The 22,250-nt window shown below is 37.2% G+C and carries 21 protein-coding genes; 8 read left to right on the forward strand and 13 right to left on the reverse strand.

All coding sequences use genetic code 11. The annotated features are described in order from the left end of the window. Positions 1-40: 40 nt before the first annotated feature. Positions 41-469: an HYC_CC_PP family protein gene (locus tag ACSBFT_RS09525; protein WP_489604419.1), complete on the reverse strand. Its 429-nt coding sequence runs from the start codon at positions 467-469 to the stop codon at positions 41-43. Between the two features lie 142 nt (positions 470-611). On the opposite strand from ACSBFT_RS09525, the gene ACSBFT_RS09530 reads away from it, so the two are divergent. Together ACSBFT_RS09530 and ACSBFT_RS09535 are read left to right on the forward strand one after the other, a co-directional pair. Beyond that, positions 612-1,334: a hypothetical protein gene (locus ACSBFT_RS09530; RefSeq protein ID WP_489604420.1), complete on the forward strand. Its 723-nt coding sequence runs from the start codon at positions 612-614 to the stop codon at positions 1,332-1,334. A 12-nt stretch (positions 1,335-1,346) separates the two neighbouring features. Then, positions 1,347-1,634 carry a hypothetical protein gene (locus tag ACSBFT_RS09535; RefSeq protein WP_489604421.1) on the forward strand — a complete coding sequence of 96 codons (288 nt, stop codon included), beginning with the start codon at positions 1,347-1,349 and terminating at the stop codon, positions 1,632-1,634. A 472-nt stretch (positions 1,635-2,106) separates the two neighbouring features. Here the strand turns inward: ACSBFT_RS09535 and ACSBFT_RS09540 are convergent, their stop codons facing one another. The 7 genes from ACSBFT_RS09540 to ACSBFT_RS09570 all read right to left on the reverse strand — a co-directional run bounded on the left by ACSBFT_RS09540 (position 2,107) and on the right by ACSBFT_RS09570 (position 13,364). Next, entirely contained in the window at positions 2,107-3,357 is a 1,251-nt protein-coding gene (locus ACSBFT_RS09540) for an Hsp70 family protein (protein WP_489604422.1), read from the reverse strand. Between the two features lie 455 nt (positions 3,358-3,812). Then, complete coding sequence (locus ACSBFT_RS09545) at positions 3,813-5,576, reverse strand: RagB/SusD family nutrient uptake outer membrane protein (RefSeq protein ID WP_489604423.1); 1,764 nt, start codon at positions 5,574-5,576, stop codon at positions 3,813-3,815. 26 nt (positions 5,577-5,602) lie between these two features. Then, entirely contained in the window at positions 5,603-8,857 is a 3,255-nt protein-coding gene (locus ACSBFT_RS09550; RefSeq protein ID WP_489604424.1) for a SusC/RagA family TonB-linked outer membrane protein, read from the reverse strand. 818 nt (positions 8,858-9,675) lie between these two features. After that, entirely contained in the window at positions 9,676-10,866 is a 1,191-nt protein-coding gene (locus ACSBFT_RS09555) for a multiheme c-type cytochrome (protein WP_489604425.1), read from the reverse strand. A gap of 91 nt (positions 10,867-10,957) precedes the next feature. Further along, on the reverse strand, positions 10,958-11,182 hold the full coding sequence (locus ACSBFT_RS09560) for a hypothetical protein (RefSeq protein ID WP_489604426.1): 225 nt from the start codon (positions 11,180-11,182) through the stop codon (positions 10,958-10,960). 134 nt (positions 11,183-11,316) lie between these two features. Then, positions 11,317-11,772 (reverse strand): GNAT family N-acetyltransferase, encoded by a 456-nt coding sequence (locus ACSBFT_RS09565; RefSeq protein WP_489604427.1) that lies wholly within the window; start codon positions 11,770-11,772, stop codon positions 11,317-11,319. A gap of 98 nt (positions 11,773-11,870) precedes the next feature. Further along, the gene (locus ACSBFT_RS09570; protein WP_489604428.1) at positions 11,871-13,364 is read right to left on the reverse strand and encodes a peptide MFS transporter; all 1,494 of its coding nucleotides are present in this window, start codon (positions 13,362-13,364) and stop codon (positions 11,871-11,873) included. Positions 13,365-13,587: 223 nt separating this feature from the next. On the opposite strand from ACSBFT_RS09570, the gene ACSBFT_RS09575 reads away from it, so the two are divergent. From ACSBFT_RS09575 to ACSBFT_RS09595, 5 genes are all read left to right on the forward strand, one after another. Beyond that, the gene (locus ACSBFT_RS09575) at positions 13,588-13,956 is read left to right on the forward strand and encodes a BlaI/MecI/CopY family transcriptional regulator (protein ID WP_463046706.1); all 369 of its coding nucleotides are present in this window, start codon (positions 13,588-13,590) and stop codon (positions 13,954-13,956) included. A 68-nt stretch (positions 13,957-14,024) separates the two neighbouring features. Then, entirely contained in the window at positions 14,025-15,200 is a 1,176-nt protein-coding gene (locus tag ACSBFT_RS09580; protein WP_463046707.1) for a M56 family metallopeptidase, read from the forward strand. A 174-nt stretch (positions 15,201-15,374) separates the two neighbouring features. Then, a complete protein-coding gene (locus ACSBFT_RS09585; RefSeq protein WP_489604429.1) occupies positions 15,375-15,959 on the forward strand; it encodes a DinB family protein in 585 nt (194 codons plus the stop codon). Positions 15,960-15,983: 24 nt separating this feature from the next. Then, a complete protein-coding gene (locus tag ACSBFT_RS09590) occupies positions 15,984-16,439 on the forward strand; it encodes a GNAT family N-acetyltransferase (RefSeq protein ID WP_463046709.1) in 456 nt (151 codons plus the stop codon). Positions 16,440-16,499: 60 nt separating this feature from the next. After that, positions 16,500-17,135 carry a peptidoglycan DD-metalloendopeptidase family protein gene (locus ACSBFT_RS09595; protein ID WP_489604430.1) on the forward strand — a complete coding sequence of 212 codons (636 nt, stop codon included), beginning with the start codon at positions 16,500-16,502 and terminating at the stop codon, positions 17,133-17,135. Here ACSBFT_RS09595 and ACSBFT_RS09600 read toward each other — a convergent pair. Genes ACSBFT_RS09600 through ACSBFT_RS09610 form a run of 3 tightly spaced genes read right to left on the reverse strand, consistent with a single transcriptional unit; the run spans position 17,108 to position 18,812 of the window. Continuing rightward, positions 17,108-17,860 carry an SDR family oxidoreductase gene (locus ACSBFT_RS09600; RefSeq protein WP_489604431.1) on the reverse strand — a complete coding sequence of 251 codons (753 nt, stop codon included), beginning with the start codon at positions 17,858-17,860 and terminating at the stop codon, positions 17,108-17,110. The two genes, ACSBFT_RS09595 and ACSBFT_RS09600, sit on opposite strands and share 28 nt — an antisense overlap. Then, positions 17,847-18,185 carry a darcynin family protein gene (locus tag ACSBFT_RS09605; RefSeq protein WP_489604432.1) on the reverse strand — a complete coding sequence of 113 codons (339 nt, stop codon included), beginning with the start codon at positions 18,183-18,185 and terminating at the stop codon, positions 17,847-17,849. The genes ACSBFT_RS09600 and ACSBFT_RS09605 overlap by 14 nt, the downstream gene beginning before the upstream one ends. Positions 18,186-18,236: 51 nt before the next feature. Continuing rightward, a complete protein-coding gene (locus ACSBFT_RS09610; RefSeq protein WP_489604433.1) occupies positions 18,237-18,812 on the reverse strand; it encodes a Crp/Fnr family transcriptional regulator in 576 nt (191 codons plus the stop codon). A 166-nt stretch (positions 18,813-18,978) separates the two neighbouring features. Here ACSBFT_RS09610 and ACSBFT_RS09615 point away from each other — a divergent pair, with 166 nt between their 5' ends. Further along, positions 18,979-19,773: a DUF6503 family protein gene (locus tag ACSBFT_RS09615; protein ID WP_489604434.1), complete on the forward strand. Its 795-nt coding sequence runs from the start codon at positions 18,979-18,981 to the stop codon at positions 19,771-19,773. A gap of 73 nt (positions 19,774-19,846) precedes the next feature. Here the strand turns inward: ACSBFT_RS09615 and ACSBFT_RS09620 are convergent, their stop codons facing one another. Both ACSBFT_RS09620 and ACSBFT_RS09625 read right to left on the reverse strand, forming a co-directional pair. Further along, positions 19,847-21,187, reverse strand: a complete 1,341-nt coding sequence (locus ACSBFT_RS09620; RefSeq protein WP_489604435.1) for an ABC transporter permease — start codon at positions 21,185-21,187, stop codon at positions 19,847-19,849. A gap of 10 nt (positions 21,188-21,197) precedes the next feature. Continuing rightward, the gene (locus ACSBFT_RS09625; RefSeq protein ID WP_463046715.1) at positions 21,198-22,112 is read right to left on the reverse strand and encodes an ABC transporter ATP-binding protein; all 915 of its coding nucleotides are present in this window, start codon (positions 22,110-22,112) and stop codon (positions 21,198-21,200) included. Positions 22,113-22,250: the final 138 nt, after the last annotated feature.

Raw genomic sequence — 22,250 nt, forward strand, 5'->3', positions numbered from 1 at the left:
TAATTAAACAATTGATTAACAATCGAATAGCTATATATTATCAAATAAGGAATGTCTGATTTTTAAGAAGAATATCCCGCCCAGTACTTGGAGGTGCATTCACAGGTGGAAGCATACTATCTTCCATAACAGAGGAGCTTAAATCCAGGCCGAAAAGGTAATCACTTTTTTGTAATACCACAGCCAAAAAGGGCATATCAATATGCTGAATGCTAGTATTGGTCTGGTGATCTACTTTATTAAAATGTGCATGTGTTTCGCAGCATGAATTCTGCTTGAAGCTAAGTTCACCATTATCAATGGTATCCGCGGCTTCTAGCTCCATTCCGCAAACTTCATCATCCGACAGACTTCGTGAAGTAAGTCCCAAAGCATGGCAACTATGCTCAAAAATAGCAAAGCCAGTAGCACTAAACAGTACGTTTAGAGCCATTATAAAAGCCAATATTCTGAGAGTCTTTCTCTTCATAGCACAAATTTAACGAAAAGTTTTTCTAATAAGTTTACATCTAAATCCTTGCCAATTATATTATTCGCAGGAAATGGCATCTTATTTGAAAATAAAATAGGGTAACGTATCGTTTTTACCCTGTTCCGCCATTCCAGATTTAATGATATTAAGACTAATAATTTGCTTTCTTGTATTCAATACCGCTCAGGCTCAATTTTTCAGCCAAACGGAAGGTGACCTTGAAACCAACAGGAAAAAACCCGTTTCATTTTCTCATCAGCCATTTTTGCTGTTGAAAATAACACCCACAGCCCTAATAGGTAGAGATAATGTTTTACAGTATGGTGTAGAATTGGCTCCCCCCTTCGGAAAGTTCAGTTTTGGTTTTGACTATGGAAAAGGAAAAGGCAGCAATTCATTTAACAAAGAGCAAAAGGAAAATCATCCTGAGCAAGAAACAAGAATTATTAGAGGTGAAATAAGAGGTTATTTCTCTGACTGGTACCCTTTCTACGCTTTAGATAAAAAACCGTTTGGAAGATATTATGCTCTGGAATATGTCCAAAAGGATTTAAAATATGATGCTTCTCCAAACCTTGAGAGCTACGGTGGCACGCAGGTAGAGGGCATCGGGCCATTTGCAGTTAATTATTTGGAAAGGGCTTTGAATGTAAAATTTGGGAATCACTTTATCGTGACCAAATGGTTTTTTGTGGATGCATATGCAGGTATTGGTGTAGGTCAATACAGCTCTACTTCCCCAGATTTAGACGCAAAACAAATAAAACAAGCCTTTTCATTTAGAAGACCAGATCGAGAACTGGCTTCAAAAGGATTGTTTTTAAGTAAAACTGCTGGAGTAAGGCTTTGTTTACCACTTTAAGTATAAAGGAACATGATTAAGATTTTAAAATATTCTATTTCCCTGTTGTTTTTGGTTGGCATATTATCTTCCTGCTGGGCTCCTAGATGCCCAATGGAAACTTGTAAGTCAAAATACGAACATAGACATAACGATTTAGTGGCGGGCGTTTTTTCTCCAAGAAATGGCATTCCTCACAGGGTGCACTATCTCTGGGATGGCGACAAAGGTGAGGCTAATCCAGATACGGATTTTGTACCCGGTGCTGATGATGGCAAAAAGAAAAAAGCAAAAAAAAGGTATCCTTGGGAGAAATGGTAATTTCGAGATCCTCTGTTAGCCCAGGTATATGCGTAATCCAGAAAGTTGAATAAGTATCTTATAGGGACAAACAGCTTGTACTATAAGAAATAGTAAAAAGACAATCTTTTCTTATTATTTAGAGAAGAAAAAGTCGGCGAAGGGTTTAACCTGCTTTATTCATTAGAAAATCTCCCGATTTTATCGGGACTGTAGCTAAATTGCTTCAAATTAGTTGGTAAACTCATTTAAACTCAATCACCAGAATGATGTTATGCTAATCTCGTTTAAATGTCTGAATTATTACACTTTAAAAACTCATTACGATTCTCCAATGAATAAACCGGTTTTAAGCTCTAAACCTATCATTCTAAGACCCTATTTTTAAGCATTTTAGTAAATTATCCTAATACAGTATAGTTGACAAAATTTCTGTTCAGTAAGTAAAAAGAACTGAATTTCTAAAATTTTTAAAAGCCCCCTAAAGTCAAACTCACTTTAGTTTATCATAACTATAAGCCAATCCCATGGCAACACTATTGAAATTGTCTCCTGATTTTATTTTATGTGAACCAAACTTCTTCACAAAAACATCCTGAAGTGGTCTTACCATAGAGGTTCCTCCTGTCATAAAAACAGAGTCTATATCATTTATAGTAACATTATTTCCCTCCAAAAACTGGTCTAAATAAGCCATTATCCTATTTACATCTTCTGCAATAATATCTTCGCCAAATTCTTTGATAGTTACAGGTTCTTTAAAGTCTATGTCTTCTCCTTTAAACTTAAAAACGGCATTGTCTGCTTTAGTTAAATCTATCTTTGTTTGCTCCACTTCTAAAAACAGGAAGTAACCTAAGTTTTTCTCTATGAGCGTCAGAAGGTTTTTAACTTTTGGGTGATTATCCGACTGAAAATAAGACTTCTTGATGGCATCTCTCATTTTAAGCGTGTTCAGGAAGTTCATTTTAGTCCATGAAGTAATACTCACAAAATAAGATAATGGCAGCTCCAGCCACTTCTCAAAAAACTTCTCTTTCACACCTCTACCAAAATGTGGCGTGCCTTTAAACCACATCAATTTTGAATCAAAGTCATCACCTCCGATATAAATCCCTCCTTTGGCAAGCATTCTTTCTTTCTGTCCAGAATGCTTAGAACCAAGATTCATGAGCGTAAAATCTGAGGTTCCACCTCCAAAATCCGCCACCAGAATGAGTTCCTCTTTTTTAAGCGTACGCTCATAGGTAAAGGCAGCAGCAATAGGTTCCATTTGAAAATAAAACTTCTCAAAACCTGCTAAACGTATGGCCTTTTCTAACCTTTTTTGAGCAACAGCCTCCTTCTCAGGATGCTCACTAAAAACTACCGGTCGGCCGATAACAGCCGTATTTATCTCTTGCCCGAGGTAATCATCCGCCTGCTTTTTCATGGAAGTCACTATCAAAGCCACCAAATCTTCTGCCCTAAAAACCTTACCTCCTATCATGGTATTGGTAAAACTTTTAATAGGCAAAACAGACTTGATAGACTTCATCAGTCTACCCTTCGATTTACTTTCCACGTACTTCTCTGTGGCTTGTTTTCCGATGTAATAAGAAAATCCATTTGCTGCTGTTACTTCTGGGAAAAACAAAATAGAGGGCATGGTGAATACTTTTACAACCTCATTTTTAGTGGTATCGAGAATTGCCAATGCGGAATTAGTGGTGCCGAAATCCACTCCATAAATAAACTGAGACATAGAAATCAAGTATTTTTTAGATAGAAAAGTAAAATTGGGGCACAAAAATAAGGCTTAAGAACTCAAAACCTTCATATTATTTCACTTTCAAATTTCTATCCATTTAAATCCAAATTTTGAACCTCTTTCCAATAGTGAATAATTGTTTTCAGAACGTTTAACCCGCATTAGGCAATTTCCCGATTTTATCGGGACCATAGCTAAATTATTTCAAATCAGTTTACTTCGTCTAGCTCAGCACAGGCTACACCCATTTAAACTCAATCATCATAGCCCTTCGACATTGGCTCAGGGTAAACGCTATGCTAACATTCTTTAATTGTCTGATTTATTGCACTTTATAACTCATAACGATTCCCCAATGCATAATCCGGGTTTAATTATGGGTTACGAGGCTTTTAAAACGCAAAAAGCCTGAACATTTCTGTTCAGGCTTTTTTAGTCTGTTGATTGAATTAATATCCCGTATTTTGAATCAAGGTAGGTTTTCCATCTATTTGACTATTCAAAATTTCATCTTGAGGTAAAGGAAAAACATTATTCTTTGAGGTAAATGTTTTTCCAGACATATAACCTCTTTTATTGAACACTCTGCCAGATGGCTCTTTACCTGGCAAAGCCTCTTCTGAAGCATATTTGTTGAGCACTTTTTCTGCAATTCCCCAACGTACTAAATCAAAGTACCTGTGACCTTCCATGGCAAACTCTAGTCTTTGCTCCATACGTGTCGCATTTCTTGCAAAATCTGCACCTCTAGTGGCAAATGTACCCACAGGGTAAGTGTTTACGACATACTTCACTGTTGGGTCTTGCACTGAACCCGTCTGTGCTCTTTTTCTGATTTGGTTTACGTAGCCTTCCGCAGCGGCAAGGTTTCCAAGTTCTATTTCACACTCAGCAAGCCATAAAATAACATGAGACAGCTTAATAAGTCTATAGTTATTGTTGGTACTTCTCTTACTTGTAGAATGCGTAGTACTGCTTTCTTCGGCTAAATAGTACATCCATTTTTTACCTGAGAATGGCCCTGCATAAACTTGGTCACGAATCCAAGTAGAACCAGGCATTGGACCCCAATCTAAGAAATTCACGCCTCTTCTACCTACCGTCCAGTCTAATCTAGGATCCACTGCTATACTTTTGTCTAGTGTAAAAGCGGCTCCAGAGCTTATACCCTGATCGTTAGGTAAATCTACTTTGTTATAAGAATCTTCCGTACCATCTGCTGCAGCACCAATCATTGGCAAGCCATCACTTGTTTTGAATGCATTGACCAAGTTATGAGATGGCTGATAGAATCCACAACATCCTCTACCAGGTGCGGTAGAAGAATACGGATAATTTAGTCCGTCTCCCGCATTTCCATTATTACCTGTCGTTCCATCATTTACAGACATTTGCACTTCAAATATAGATTCTACGTTGTTTCTGCTTCCTGATCTGTAGTTATCATGATAATTGGTAACTAGTGTTTTTCCAGAATTCTTATACACATCTTCCAGTAAAACTTTTGCTTCAGCCCATTTCTTTTGGTAAATTTTTGCTTTAGCTAAATAAGACTTTGCTGCCCATTTTGACGCTCTTCCTACTTGGGATTGTACCGCTGGAAGATTTGCCGCTGCGAACTCAAAGTCAGCTTCTATTTTAGGCCAGATATCTGCAGTGTTAGGTAGTTTTGTAGAACTAGGGTCACCTGCATTATAAGTTTTGTCATCAATGTACGGTATTTTACCCCACATTTTTTTAGCCTCAAAATGGTAGTGAGCTCTCAAAAATCTAGCCTCAGCAATGACTTGTGTTTTTTCGGCATCAGTCATGTCTTTAACATCTGGACTATTGACAATTTGAATTACCTCATTGGCACGGCCAACACCATCATACGAATGCTGCCATTTACCTAAGAAATAGGTATTGTCAGCCAACCAGCTGTATTGTTCAATAAAGGACTGCTCTGGTTGGTCACCAGCATCCGTGCCTTTAACGGCATCGTCAGATGCTATACCACCGAAAACATAATTTGAAACCGTGGAATGGCGACCGGTATTACCAGCACCTACTCCATCCAATAGTGAATAAGCTCCAATCAACAAGGCATTCACCCCAGATTTATTGGATAGCTGAGCCAGCGACGCACGCCCCTGGGGTTTCAAATCAAAAAACGTATCGGTACATGAAAAGCTGATAAAAACAGCTACGAAAAGGATTATTAATTTCTTCATTTTATATACTATTTAAATCATTCAAATTATAAACCTAAACGAATACCAACCAATAAGGATTTGGCAACAGGATACGCTCCTTCATCTATTCCCATATGAATATCTTGATTGTCGTTACCCGAAGTTCTAAGGTTGATATCTGGATCAAGACCTGTGTATTTAGTCAATGTCAGCATGTTTTGACCTTGTACATAAATCTGAGCAGAGCTCAACTTTACTTTTTCAGCAATAAATAACGGTACGGTATAGGTCAACTGAACATTTTTCAATCTCAAATAAGAACCATCCTCCAAGAAATAGCTAGAAATCTGTTGGCTAGTGGCATCACCAGAATTCAAGCGTGGCAGTTTGGCATCATCACCTTGATTTTTCCATGAGTTATACAATAAATCTGTTGATCTATTTCCTTGGAACGTGTTAAAGTCTGTCCAGTACCTTACATAGTTAAATATTTCGTTTCCTTGAACACCTTGACCAAACATGGCTAAATCAAAGTTTTTATACCCCAAATTAATATTGATACCATAATTGAAGTCTGGATGAGGACTTCCAATGATTGTTCTGTCAGCAGCGGTTATAATTCCATCACCGTTAACATCTCTAAAATTGAAAGACCCAGCCCTTGTATATGAACCAAATTTAGGTGCAGCCGCTGCCTCAGCATCATCTTTTATAACGCCATCAACGATATAACCATAATAGCTAGCAATAGGAAGACCAGCTTTTGTGGCAGAAATGGCAGGTAACCTCGTTGAGAATCCAAAAATAGTTGAATTAGGATCATCATTAAGTTTTATGACTTTATTCTTATAATGACCAATATTTAAACCCACTTGGTATCTAAAATTACCCACTTTATCTCTATAGTTAATTCCTAAGTCAAAACCTCTATTTTGCACTTCACCAATATTGGTATACGGTATAGATCCAGTACCAGCAGTTCTTGGAATGGCAATTTGTGTTAACATATCTGAGGTAGTTCTGTCGTACACGTCGAAAACAAATTCCATTTTATTGTTTAACAAAACGGCATCAATACCCAAGTTACTTGAAGTGGTAGTCTCCCATTTACCATTTGGATTTCCGAATTGAACTAAGTCAAAACCGCCAACAATTGAAGAGCCCGTACCATTAATGTCATAGGCATTATTTGAAGGATCTGCGGCATATAAAGTGTAAGCGTTATTCACATTAGGAATAAGCTGATTACCTGTTTTACCCCAACCAAATCTTACCTTCAAATCATTTACAAACGACACATCTTTCAAGAAGTCATATTCAGACACACGCACTCCAACAGAAAATGCAGGAAAAACACCGTATCTATTTGCTTCAGAAAAACGAGAAGAGCCATCTCTTCGTAAGGTAAAGTCTGCCAAATAAATGTCTTTAAAAGCATAGTTAACTTTACCAAATTGAGAAAACAAGGCACTTCGAATTGCACCATCACCCGCATTACTTAGTCCAGCAGCTGACCCTGAGTTAAGGTAACGGTAATCTAAGTCATCAAAAGCAAAACCACTTCTACTTGCCTGAAAACCAAAATAATATGTAGTTACAGCTTCTGTACCTACCAATACATTTAACTCATGAAGACCCAATGATCTGTTATAGTTAAGTGTATTAAACCATGTAGATGATTTATCATAGCTATTAATGACATTTAAGCTATTTGCATTTCTAGCCTCTGCAGCTTCAATATCTCTATGAAAATATTCTGACCTGTTAAATTGATTATACTCGAGTCCATAACTGGTACGAGCTTTTAAGCCCTTCATTAAGTCCAATTCCAAAAACACGTTTCCAAACAAATGCGATCCTTTTGTAAGGTTGTCTTGCTCACGATACAATCTGGCCAAGGGATTAGGTGCATTACCTAAGTTAACCCCCTTACTACCAGCAAATCCATTATATGGAGAAGTGTTTGTTCCTCCTAGAGCGGTAGGTCCGCCCGTAATATCAAACACTGGAATGATAGGATGAACACGAATGGCAAACATAATTGGGTTTGACTCGTTGTTGTTCGTTATTCCTTGTCTTTCATCATAAGAGAAGGTTAAGTTTTCTCCGAACGTTACGAATTTCTTCTTAAATTCCGTATTTGCTCTAACGGAATATCTACTATACTTCGTATATCTTAAAATTCCATCTTGATTGAAATAATTAGCAGAAATCGCATATTTAGCGGCACTAGAGCCTCCAGTTGCACCAAGTTGATAATTGCTTATTGGTGCCGGGTCAAAAATTACATCTTGCCAATCTGTACCTTCTTTATTCGCTTTGGTAATATTAAAGGCCGTTTTTCCCAAATTTGGGTCAGTGATATCATTGGTATAGGTGTAGTTAGAAGGCAAAGCTCCATAAACGTTTGGATAGATATAGTCTGCCATTGTAACTTCACCATTTGGTCCAAATTTGTATTGAACAGAAGGCGAGGTAACCGAAGGGTTTTTCCCTGCCCCTAAATCAGCCTGATATAAATATTGACCCAACTCGTCAGCATTCAACAAATCCAACATTTTTCCAGGTTTCTGAGTGCCTGTATAATAGTCAAAAGTAATGTTAGGCTCACCAGTTGTACCCTTTTTAGTTGTAATGATAACAACACCATTGGCAGCTCTAGCTCCATAAATAGACGCCGCAGAAGCATCCTTCAATACTTGCATAGACTCTATATCATTAGGATTTAACTGATTAAGCGTTCCCTGGGTAGGAACCCCATCAATGACATAAAGCGGACTATTATTATTCACCGTACCAAAGCCTCTAATTCTAACCATGGTTCCACCACCAGGGGAGTTATCGTTACCGACCACAACTCCAGATGCTCTACCTTGAAGCATCTGAGTTACGCTGGCAGCAGGAGTGGCTGTGAGTTCTTTGGCATTTACCACTGTTACAGCTCCCGTTATGTCCTTCTTCCGTTGCGATGCATAACCAGTAACTACAACTTCTTCAAGGGATCTGCTATCAAGTATCATAGAGATATTGATAACGGTCTGGTTTCCAACTTCAATTTCTTGAGGAAAATAACCAATAGAAGAAAATATTAAGACAGCTTTTGTTGCAGGAACTTCAAAAATGAAATTTCCTGAAGCATCTGTCATCGTACCTCGATTTGTCTCTTTGAGCGTAATCGAAACACCAGGCAAACCTTCGCCAGAAGGTCCATCACTTACATTACCCGTAATTTTTTTCTGAGCTACGCCGGCCAACGAGACTAGAAAAAAGAACAGAAGCAAATTTGTTCCACGGATGGGAACTTTGTAGAGTTTTTTCATAGAAATTAGATAGTTGAGAATATTACGTTTATAGGTTATATAATTTTAAAAAAGTGTCAAATCTATGCTAAAAATTCTCATACTATATAATTAATATAATTATTTTTTTTCATCAATTATTACAATTGGAATTACGGCCTAATACTTAGGGAGATTCTATCAAGATAAATTACCAAAGAATACGGATAGGACACTTTCAACCACTTCATTTATAGACTATTACATAAATAATCAAGAGAAAACAATAAGTGTCTTAAATACATTTATTCAATCCTGAATCAGTCTATTAATTTCAAATTTCTAGCGTAAATATTACATGCTTTTAAGAAGGTAAATTGGTGCAACCAATTTCTAATAATCAACGCTCTATTTTAACAGCCTCTAAACGTTGAATTGAAATTCTTCTGGTGGTGTTTTGATCGAATGATTTTGGATGTGATTGTGGAACTCATTCCTGAAAAAATGGATGAAACCATTTAGCATTTTCCATGGAAATGGAGGTAGTGATTTTAAACTTTCTTGAAATTCCAACTGAAGAGAGGGCTGGCAAAAAACAGACCCATACCTCTTACAAATTACAACTAGGTTTAATAGTAGTGTTGACGTTTCCGATTGCTTTAACTCGGATTGGGTATTGACAATCATAATGATCGTTAAATATTGGCCATCTCTTTTATTTTCTTAGATAGCATACCTCATCCTTCCAATCATATAGATGGCATAAGATTTAAGCATTCAAAAGCTTGCTATTAATGCACTTCCAATGAGTAAGTGTTCAATGAGGTGAGACACACACGTGACGGCCTTTCTTGTAGTTTTTATTTCACGGCAAAAGAATAGTTTTCATCAAAAACCGTGATAAACAGCGGATAATTAGCTCCAAGTTTATTATATTCTGCATTTTCCTTATTAAGGCGATGCTTTGTTACCTTGGCTTGTAGTCTATAATTCCCTTCTTTATGGATTACGGTTTGAAGTTTGAAACTTCGCTCTTCTCCAGGATTGAGATTATTATCGTTTGTTTTTTTGGCTTCAGGATACCATTCCCACTCCTCTCCTATTCTATATTTCTCGGTTTTCACCAATTGACCTGCTTCGTTCGATAGCGTAAGCTCCACCATAAAAAACCTTTCTGGATCGCCTGTAGGCACTCTGTGCCCCGCATTTTCATTCTTTAGTCTTATATTAAAACTAAAGTCCTCGTTCACCACATAGCTTTTGGCAACTTTCTCAGGGTAAAAATTCAGCCCGTTTAAAACGGTCGTCTTTACCGAGTCAAACTTAGGGATACCAGAGCCTGTGAAAAAATGACTATGACTTTTTCGAGGAGCATAACCAAGTACTAATGGCCTTACTACCTCAGGCATATGGCAATCTTTACAGTTTTTTTCGCCATAAAATGGCCCAGCCTTCCACTCATCTCCTGTTTGAAAAGTACAAGCCAACGTCGGTGTAATCACGGCATTGGCATTATGGCAGCCAATACACAGGTTTTCAGAAAGTAATTCCGGTGCCTTTCTTACTTTATGGGGAGCCAGTTCACTGCCTATCGTGCCAATTATCTCATTGTTTCTCACATGGCAACTGGCACAGTTTATTCCCTCTTGCTGAAGCACGGGATCAAAAAACGGATTTTTTTCTTTTACAGGCCTATAGATATCTCCATTGATTAATCCTGTAACTATGTCTGGCTGCTGATTCTGAAGTGGAATATGGCAATTAATACACATAAAAGGACTTGATTCCTTCTTTAACTCTGCTTGAAACTGTAAATCTGTCCAGGCATGAGCATGCGTTGCTAATTTCCATTCCGCATAATGTTCTTGATGACAGACGCCACAATCTTCCGATTTAAGAGAAACTAAACCTTCGGGGATTTCTTGATGAGGCACAGGTTTTTCCCAAGTTTGGGTCAAAGGAGTGACCACCTCTTTCTCCTTAAAAAAAACGGCATAAAGCACAGTGATTAAAAATCCTGCAAGTATAAGGATGTATAAAGCTCTCTTCACATAGATTGACATATCAACAAAAATACATGATTGGAAATGGAATATGGGTGATTTTCATCACATGCTATTTCAAAAATATTATTCTGTAAGCTTAATCCTCATTCTTAAAAAGAGGGTTTGGCATTTCTTCTGGAGCGGAAACCTCCAATATTCCAGAAGAACTGAACTTTGGTTTTAAAATGGGCATTCCGTCTATCTCACTTTTTTCTGGTTTCATCCAGTTTTGATGAAAAGTTGTAATTGGCTGTTTCATTGGACTTCCATATTGAAATTCCTTCATCAAAGATTCCTTTTGAGTATAAGGAATTTGAGCCATGGCCACCGAGCTTACAAAAAAAACAAAAGAAGGTTAAGCTTTTTCATTGACAGATAGTTTTCTTTCATAAATCAACCCAAACTCCTTATATAAAGCAAATTATTTAACATTTTAAAGGAAACATCTAAGCCATGTTACCTCTTAAAATCCAAATGACAATTCACCCATTCTTCGTCAAACTTGGCTCCGTACTTTTCATAGAAACCAATAGCAGATTTGTTCCAATCCAGCACTTGCCACATCATTCCTGTACAACCCTCTTTCATCCCTTTTTCTATGGTGGCATCAAATAATAATTTACCACCACCGTGGCCTCTAAAAGACTCCTTAATAACGATGTCCTCCAAGTAGATCCGCTTTCCTTTCCATGTTGAATATCTATAATAATAGATAGAGATACCTATAATCTCCTTCTCCGTCTCAGCCACAAATGCCCCAAAAATAGGATTTGGACCAAAACCATCTTTAAGCATTTCTTCCTCTGTATTGCTTACTTCTTCCAGAGCTTTTTCGTAAACGGCCAGCTCTTTTACAAGTGCCATCATGGCCGTCACATCATCTTTTTGAGCTTCTCTAACTGTAATATTCATTTGAAATCTAAATGTTTAAAAGGCAAAATAGGATAACAGTTTATACCATTATCCTATCCTTAACGCCATAAATAAATCTATTAAAACGGTATGTTGTTTTACTTCACGCCACCCATAAGTCGGGTAATTGGCTTAGAAAGCAATAAAATAATAACACCTATAATAAGCGACGACCAAACCACCATCATATATAATTCTGGCATTTGAGCTAAGTTTTCTTCATCAAAACCTCCTGTAAAAAGCCCACCAATCAGATTCCCCATGGAAGTGGCCACAAACCATATCCCCATCAGCTGACTCATAAACTTCTTTGGTGCTAGTTTGGTAAAAGCACTTAAACCTACCGGACTTAAGCATAACTCACCAATGGTGTGAAAGAAGAAAGTCAGCGTTAAAAACATGGCTGATGCTTTTGCTCCCGTTACGGCCACTTTAGAACCCAAAACCATGACATAAAAACCAAGAGCCAAGAATAAAAGGGCCGTTCCAAATTTAGCGGGAGTGGAATAATTGATATTTTTCTTATCAAACCATATCCATAATGCTCCTAAAACAGGTGCAAACATTAGAATGAAAATGGCATTGAAATTCTGAAACCAACTAGATGGCATACCAAATGGCAGTTCTGAATGCCTATCGGCAAAAATCTGTAAAGTAGAACCTTGCTGCTCAAAACCTGCCCAGAAAGTAACGGCACCGATAAACAATACCACCAATACGGCCACCCTTTTCTGCTCCACTTTATTTAAGCCTGAAGCATAAATCATGTTTAAGAAATAAAACGGCAATAAAGTAGCTATAATGATACCTATAGACTGAACAACCTCCGATTTACCCGTCCAAATGAAAGTGCCATTGCTTGCAAAGAAAACCATCAAAGCAACAAAAATAGCTACAAAAGTATATGTTAGTTTAATATTGCCGGCTTTCACATGGTTACCGTCCAAGCCTACACTGCTTTCTTTCACTTTGACTTCCATACCTAGGTTTTTCAAATATTTGGTTCCAAATATCTTATAAACAACTAGTCCTAAAAACATGGCCACGGCGGCAGCTCCAAAACCATAATGCCAACCTACTTTTTGACCTAAATAACCCACAATGGTAATTCCTAAGAAAGAACCTAGGTTAATACCCATATAGAATATAGAGAATGCAGCATCTCTTCTTCCTCCACCTTCTGGGTAAAGCTCACCTACGATGGTACTAATGTTTGGTTTTAAAAGACCCGTACCAAAAGCCACTACTGCTAAGCCTAAAAAGAAAATAGGCTGCCCAGCCGGAAAAGCCAAGACAATATGACCAATCATAATGGTAAGACCACCATACCAAATAGCCCTCCTCTGACCTATTAAATTATCTGCAACCCAACCTCCTGGTAAAGACAGCAAATAAACAGATGCGGTATAAAGACCATAAACAGCACCACTATCTCCTGTATCTAATCCCAGACCACCATTTATGGAGTCTAGCAAGAATAAAAGAAGAATGGCACGCATACCGTAGTAGCTGAATCGCTCCCACATCTCTGTAAAAAACAGGACATAAAGTCCCATCGGTTGCCCGAAAAGAGTTTTCTCGTTTGAATTCATATAAAATAGGCTTAGTTTTTTAGTTTGTATTTGGTCAAAAATAGTAAAAAATATATCGATATTAACTTAGCCATCCGTCAAACCTATCGACAGCAGATGATTAGACCATATTATAATGGCTTCAAAATATTAAAACACAAAAACACCAAGATAACTAATTCATTAGTTTGTAAACTAATGAATTAGTTCTATCTTCGAATATCGATATAAAAAAACACGTGAAATGGAATTAAGAGATTTAACAAAAGCGGAAGAAGAAATAATGCAGGAACTCTGGACACTAGAGAAGGCCTTTGTAAAAGACATTATAGAAAGGTTACCCACTCCAAAACCTGCTTATAACACGGTATCTACCATTGTAAGGATTCTTGAGCAAAAGGGTTTTGTGGACCATGTAGCCTACGGAAAAACTTATGAATATTTTCCATTGGTAAGTAAAAACCAATACCGAAAATTTGCGTCTAATAAACTCATGTCGAGTTATTTTAATGGCAGTGTAGGTCAAATGGTGTCTTATTTTGTGGAAGAACAAAAAATTGACATTAAAGAGGCGGATGCCATCATGAAATTGATTGAAAAGATGAAAGATTAGATGACTTGACAGTAATAACCAGGCATTTCATTATAAAAAATGCCTCACACTGAAATAATACTAAACTCATGAACTGGATTAATTATCTCCTTCAGGTAAATTTATACCTTATTATCACCTTCGCATTCTATTGGTTTGTACTTAGAAAAGAAACCTTTTATAATGCCAATAGAGCTTACCTGATGATGGCTTCCATTTTATCGTTTGGAGTACCTTTCTTACAAATGGGCATCATTCAATCATGGTCATTGACAGAACAAGTCTCCACCGCAGTGGCTGTCATTCCATTACAAGAGTTTACCATTGACAACCTTTCAGAAAGCCCTACATGGAACTGGAATTTACTATTGGCTAGTATTTATTTCTTCGGATTTGGCTTTGGTTTATTGCGTTTTAGTATTGGTCTTTTTAAGCTTCAGCAGCTTTTCCGCATTAAGAATCTAGAAGGACAGGCCTTCTCTGTTTTTGGAAAGATATTTATTGATAAGAACTTAGAAAACTACCAAACCATAAAAAATCATGAAGAGGTGCACAGCAGGGCATATCACTCTTTGGATGTCTTCTGGTTTGAGCTTTTAGGGGTGATTTGCTGGTTTAATCCAGTAGCTCATTTCATGCAAAAAGAAATTAAGCTGGTACACGAGTATTTGGCAGATGAACAAGCTGCTCAAATATTAGGCTCTAAAAAAGCCTATGCACAGATTCTGGTGGGTTCTCATTTTAAAACCAATACGAATGTACTTATTAATAACTTTTTTAATCAGTCTATCTTAAAAACGCGACTACAAATGCTCACTAAAGAAAAGTCGAGGACAACGGCTTTACTTAAGTACGGGTTAATTGCACCCTTATTTATGGGTATGATGGTTTTGGCTGCTGCCTGCGTAGATAACGACTCAGAACTTCAGCCTACCACCGCAGGTGAAATATTCACAGCGGTAGAAGAAAATCCCGAGTTCCCTGGTGGAGTCAGTGAACTTTACAAGTTTATTAATTCTGAAATTCGGTACCCGGCCGCGGCACAAAGGGCCAAAGTTGAAGGACGAGTTTTTGTAAAGTTCGTAGTAAGAAAAGATGGGTCGATTGGAGACTATTCGATACTTAAGGGTTTAGGTTACGGCACAGATGAAGAGGTACTAAGAATACTGGATACGATGCCAACATGGAAGCCTGGGTTCCAAAGCGGGAAGCCAGTAAATGTTTACTTCACCATGCCCATATTCTTTCAATTAGAATCTGAATAGCAGAAATTATCCTTATTAAACACACCCGTTAACATCAAAAAAAGAGCCCAATACTTGCAAAGTGTTAGGCTCTTTTGCTTTGGCACAGATAATTTTCGGCAGCTCACCGCTACTTTCTAAAGAATTCAAGCAACTTTTGAAAAAGATAAAATGTCCTTACCCAAACACTTAAAAATGAAAAAACTTCTCCTTCTAATCTTTTGCATTTCCTACTTTAACAGCATGTCACAAAAGACAGATTATTTCTATCAAATTCCAGATGCTCCAGAAAGCTATTCTAGCAGTCACCTCTTAGCTCGAATGATTGATGGCCTTGGCTTTAGATATTATTGGGCCACCTTTGGACTAGAGCAAAAAGATTTAGAATATAGCCCAGATGGCGACAAGAGAAGAAGTACCCTAGAAACTCTAAATCACATATATGATTTAACAGATATGACTAGAAACGCCATATTGGGTGTTCCTACTAATTCCTCAAAGCGTATAACGCCAAATAACTTTGGAGAATTAAGAATTAAAACACTCTTCAAACTAGAAGAAGCCTCAAAATATTTAAGAGGACATGAACTAGACCCTGAAAATCAAAAGTTAGTTTTTGAAAGTGCCAAAGGTAATTCTGAAAGCCCATTTTGGAATATCATTAATGGCCCTATAGAAGATGCCCTCTGGCATATAGGACAAGTAGTAAGCTTTAGAAGAACGTCAGGAAACCCACTCCCATCAGGAATAGATGTACTAAGAGGAACTAAAAAAGACTAAATACATTCTTCAAAATCTACCGATATGCTGAAAATCATAAGTCTTAACGACGAAAACAAACATCATTTCAAAGACCTGAATGTGGCTTGGTTAGAAAAGTATTTCTACTTAGAGCCTTCAGATATCACTCAGCTCAATAATCCTGAAACCGAAATTTTGGAAAAGGGCGGTTACGTCTTTTTAGCCAGCTATCAAGACAAAATAGCTGGTACGGTTTCTTTATTAAGAATCAACGACACCACCTACGAGTTAGGTAAAATGGCGGTTTATGAAAGTTTCCAAGGAAAAGGAATTGGAAAACAATTGCTTTTACATGCCATCACTCATGCGGAGATTTTAAGAGCACAAAAACTTATTATTTATACCAATTCTATCTTAAAGTCTGCTATTTCTCTTTATATAAAAGCAGGCTTTGAGCAGGTGGATTTAGGCAACAGCCAGTATGCTAGGTCCGATATTAAAATGCAGAAATTCCTTTAAGTTTTAAATACTTATTCTGAATCTTTGTGATCAAATTTAAATGGGTTCCTTTTTAGAAATATGTACGCTAGCATTACGCCTTTCGACCTTAAGCCTGGTCAATACCTCCAACTGGACTTTACCAAAGAAAACAAAGCATTAGAAACGATAAACTTTGAAGATATAGAAGCCTTTAATACATACGTTTCTGACAAATTAAAGCAAGCTAATGTTAAAGTAGGCCTCGGTGGCTGGTTGGAAAACAGAGTGGTCTATAATCAAAAAAGTCACTTTCAAGGTGACAAACAGCGTTCACATCATTTAGGTGTCGATATCTGGATGGATGCTTATACCCCTCTTTTTTGCCCAGAAAACTGTACTATTCACAGCTTCAAAAACAATGCTCAAAATGGTGATTATGGTCCTACCATTATTTTAAGGTCTATGGCTACTAAAACCTTCTACCTTTTTGGGCATCTTTCCTTAGCATCCTTAGAAGGCCTAAAAAACCGAAAAGTGATAAGAAAAGGAGAGCATTTTGCAGAAGTTGGCTCTTTTCCAGAAAACGGCAACTGGCCGCCGCACGTACACTTTCAGGTGATGAATACCATGGAAGGTCAGGTGGGAGATTTCCCAGGGGTGTGTTCAGAAAGTGATTTAGAACACTATAAATCCGTTTGTCTTAATCCTTATCCCTTTTTAGGACTAGATTTATAATTAGTTTTCATTATTCTATCAGCTATGCTCGGGCTGATCCTATTGATTAGTCTGAGCAGTTTTACTTTGCCAACGCTAATCTCGTAATTATCGTTTTCAAAACTCTTGAAAAATGTATTTACCAAAGACTCTGGCGAAATCTTCCCTGTCCCTCTCCCAGCAGTCATTTGTGTGTCTACAAGTGGTGGAATTAGTTCAAAAAGCTTTGTCTTCCTTAATTGATATCGAAACGATAGACTAAAAATATGTAAACCCGCCTTTGAAGCACAGTAAACTGCAGCATTTGCCTTTGGCACAATCCCCAAGACTGAACTTACATTTACAATAGCAGAGTTTTCATTCGACTCTAATACTGGCAACAAAGCTGTAATCAGATGGATAGGCGTTAAAAGATTGATACGAAACTCTTCTTCAATCTTGCTTGGCAGATCACTTTCTTCTAAAAAACTATAGTTATGTTGTATCCCAGCATTATTGACTAAGATATTTAAGTCCGGATGCTCTCTCTTCATAAAAGTGACTAAGGCTGCCATCGCTTCAAGCTGAGTTAAATCAGATTGATAAATTATAAGCTTAGGATGCTCCTTTTGTACACTTTTTAAGCCGTCTAAATTCCTAGCTACTATGATGACTTCATTCTCTAAAGCCAAAAACTTTTGAGCCATGGCTAGACCAATTCCTTTACTACCACCCGTTATTAGAACCTTGTTTTTACTTAGCTTCATTTTCTTCAAAATTTTTAAACCCATTTTCAAGACCCATGATTATATCATTTAATACAATATAAGGTTTACCAAAAAGACTGGTATCTCTAAGATGTTCCATGAAATAATAGTAGTCGTTTAGCTCCGCAGACTCTATAATGATGAAATCGGAGGTTTCGGCATGAAACGCTTCACTATCAAAAAAACGAACATGTAGCGTTTTGCTAAATTTATTTAGCAAAGGAGCTATTTCCTTTTCAACTACGTCTGCTCGTTCTTCTCGGGTAAGGCTAAGCCAAAGATGAGTGGCTCTGTATAAAATCAGAATGGTAAATGTCTTTTTCATGCTGCAATATCGAGTCTTGATATTTGCTGCACATTTACATATGTAAAGAAATCACCGCTTTCGCCTAATTCTACTTAACTGAGTGGGGGTAATACCTAAATACGAGGCAATATGATATTGAGGAATTTGTTGTTCTAAATGGGAAAATTGCTTTTGGAAAATAACGTATCTTTCATCAGCATCTAAGAGTACAATTTCAACCTCACGCTGCTCTTTTTGAACAAAAAAATACTCCGCCAGCTTTCTCGACATCCTTTCTAAGTCAGGGTGATTATCGTACAAATCTGTCAGTTTAGTATAATCTGCTACCCAAATCTCACAATCTGTTAGTGCTTCCTGAATAATTTGATTTGGCTGGCCAGAAATAAAAGAAGCGTAACCGCCAATAAAACAGGGTTCTTGAAAAAAGTGTTTGTTATATTCTTTACCGTCTGCAGTTCTATAAAATGCTCGTAGAATTCCAGATTTCAGAAATCCCATTTCTCTGGCATAAACGCCTGCTTCAATGAAAACCTCTCCTTTTTTCAAATGCTTCTGCTTAAAAAGTTTTTCAAACGCCTTTTGGGTCTCAGCAGATATAGGCGAGATATGATGAATAAACTGAAACAATGATTCTAAATCGGACATTTTGAGTTTAAATCTGCCTATTTACTAATTTAATCGATGTGAATATAATAGTTTCCAAATATTAATTATCAGAAAAACAAGATTCGGATACAAAAGTCATTCTTAGCAAATCCTTTGACATAAATATACCGTTCTTATTCTTTTACCAATTTATTCCTAAAACCAAATGTTAACTTCAATCAAATACGTCTTATTTTCAATATTCACGCTTGCCATATTGTCTTGTCAAAATGAACAAACGCAAGAAAAAAACCTTAGTCCAGAAGAAATAAAAGGACAAGAACTATTAGACAAAACCGTTGCAGCCCATGGTGGTCTTGATACTTGGAACAGCTTTGAAGGCTTATCATATAACTTACTAAATAGTGGTAAGTCGCTATATCAAATTACGCAGCTACAGGATAGACGAACATACACTAAAGCCGAAGACTTCGAAATTGGTTTTAATGGAAAAGTGGCTTGGTCTCTTCCAAACGCAGAAAAAGTACCCGGTAAATCGGCAGCCTTTTACTATAACCTAGATTTTTACTTTGTGGCTATTCCTTTTGTTTTAAAAGATAATGGTGTCCATGTATTTTACGATGGAGAAACCACCATTAATGAAAAAGCATACGAAACACTGAAAGTTACTTTTGGTTCTGAAATAGGATTAACACCAGAAGATGTTTACTATTTATACATAGACCCTAGCACTTCACTTTTAGAGATTTTGACTTATTCCGTATCATTTTTCGACAAAGAAAATGCTGGAATAAATAGTGCGAAAATTTACTCCGATTATCAGAGCATTAATGGTATTATGATGCCTGGTAGCATGCGAAATTTCACATGGAAAGATGGGGCGATGGGTGAAGAGAACACCAATTATAAACGAATATTCTCTGATTTTAAATTCCTGAAGTCTATTCCTGATACAAAAGTATTTGAAGTGCCAGAAGGAGGCGTTACGGAGAGCACATAACTAACAAATAGTGACATTATAGAAAAAGTCGAATCCATGGTTCGCCTTTTTCTATCCTGATAAATAAGCTTTTCTAGCCCTTATAAAAAATCCATTTAGAAAGTTCTTTCCACGTCACCTTTTTTCCATACATCAAAATGCCTATACGGTAAATTCTAGATGCCAACCAGGTTGTAAAAATAAAGCCACCAATTAACAAGGAAATAGAGAGTACGATTTGCCATACTGGCACCCCAAAAGGAATCCTTACCATCATTATAATAGGTGAAGTGAAAGGTACCATGGAACCCCAAAATGCCAATGGACCGTGTGGGTCTTTAATAACAAACTGAGCCATAATAAAGGCCGCAATGATGGGTAGCGTGATAGGAAGCACAAACTGCTGCGTGTCCGTTTCTCCATCTACTGCTGAACCCACAGCTCCAAAAAGTGAACTATAAAGCAAATACCCCCCTAAAAAATAGAATAAAAAAGAAACGACTATTGTTCCTATTGGCAATGCTTCAATGGCTTGCATCACATCTGGCAATGCTCCGTTAATACCAACTCCACTCTGCATTTGGGCTTCTGCTGCCTCTCTGGCTTCTGGTGGCAAATTTTGCATCTGTGCTGCACTAATTTTAGAAACCTCTTGCATTTTAGGTGCTAGCACTTTTCCTGCTACAGACATTAAGGCTATGACAAAAATAATCCAAAGCGTAAACTGGGTTAAACCCACAAGAGCCACCCCTATAATTTTACCTATCATAAGTTGAAAAGGCTTTACAGAGGAAATAATAACTTCCACTATTCTGCTGGTTTTCTCTTCCATTACGCCTCTCATCACCTGCACGCCATAAATAAAAATAGACATATAAATTAAAAAAGCAGTAATAAAACCAATGGCCGTAGCTCCACCCGAACTGCTTGTTTTCTCTTCTCCTTCTTGAATACTGATGGTTTCAGAATTAACGTTTATTTTAGAATCTTTGAGCACCGATCTTGCGATTCCAGCCTCCGAAAGTTTGATGTTTTCTATTTCCCTTTCAATACTGTTTTCTATTTTGCTTTGCAGATCCAAAGACACGCCATTTTCCGCAAAAATCTTCACACCATTTGGATGATCCATGATGTCTTCCGGAATAAAAACAAGTGCATCTGTTCCTTCATTTGCGAAATTGCTTTTGGCATCGTTTAAGTCCCTATCACTAAAAGAGAATTCATACTCTTTGGTGGTCTCTATTTTATTTATAAACAGCCCACTGTCATCTATTACTGCAATTTTCTTTAATTCAGTTCCACTAATAATCGCAAAAAATATAGCCGCATACATACCCATTATCAACACTGGTACCAAAACCGTGAGCAGTATGAAACTCTTCTTTTTAACGCGAGTTAAATATTCTCTTTCTATAATTAGTAAAATGTTTTTCATGTCTTATAAATTATGCTTTTTCACCGTTTACCGCTGCTATAAAAATGTCGTTCATTGAAGGTATCTTTTCATTAAAACCTTTCAGCTCCACTTGCTCCATAAGTGTTTTAATCATGTCGTTAGTACCCACGCCTTCATTAAGCCTCACCTGCCCTTTCATGATGCCATTCTCTCCTTCCTGTGTATTCAAAATTGAAAAGACCTGCTCATTGGCGTTTAATATTCCTTCAAATTCAATTTCAAAAGTATTCGTCTTAAAGGCTTCTTTCAATTCTGCTTTAGAGCCATCTAAAATCTTTTTAGACTTATTGATCAGAGCCACATTATCACAAAGCTCCTCCACAGACTCCATTCTATGCGTAGAAAAGATAATAGTGCTGCCATTGGCTTTTAATTCCAAAATCTCATCCTTGATAATATTGGCATTAATGGGGTCAAAACCACTGAAGGGTTCGTCTAGAATAAGTAGTTTAGGCTTATGAAGGACGGTGGCTACAAATTGAATTTTCTGCTGCATCCCCTTCGATAAATCTTCCACCGGTTTATCCCACCAAGTCTTTATATCGAATTTGATAAACCATTCTTTCAATTTCTCCATGGCTTCGGCCTTTGACAATCCTTTAAGCCTAGCCAGGTAAATCAGGTGCTCTCCTACCTTCATCTTTTTGTAAAGACCACGTTCTTCTGGCAAATAACCGATGTCATAAATGTGCTTTTGACTGAGATGCTCCCCATCTATCAAAACATCACCAGCGTCTGGTGCTGTAATTTGATTGATTATTCTAATTAAGGAGGTTTTGCCTGCTCCATTTGGCCCCAATAGACCAAAAATTATTCCTTGAGGGACAGATATACTTACATCGTCTAAAGCACGGTGGCTGGCATAATTCTTAACGATATGCCGAATTTCTAAAATATTACTCACTGAATTTTCTGATTTTTCTACTCAAAAGTAAGCAAGCTTTATCATCTAATTAATCAAATAGGATAAAAGGGTGAAATTCAATTTAATTGGGTTTATTTTAAATTATTTCTTTGATACTTCCAACCATTCCAGAAGTTC

Source organism: Arcticibacterium sp. SM2516, from assembly GCF_057914865.1.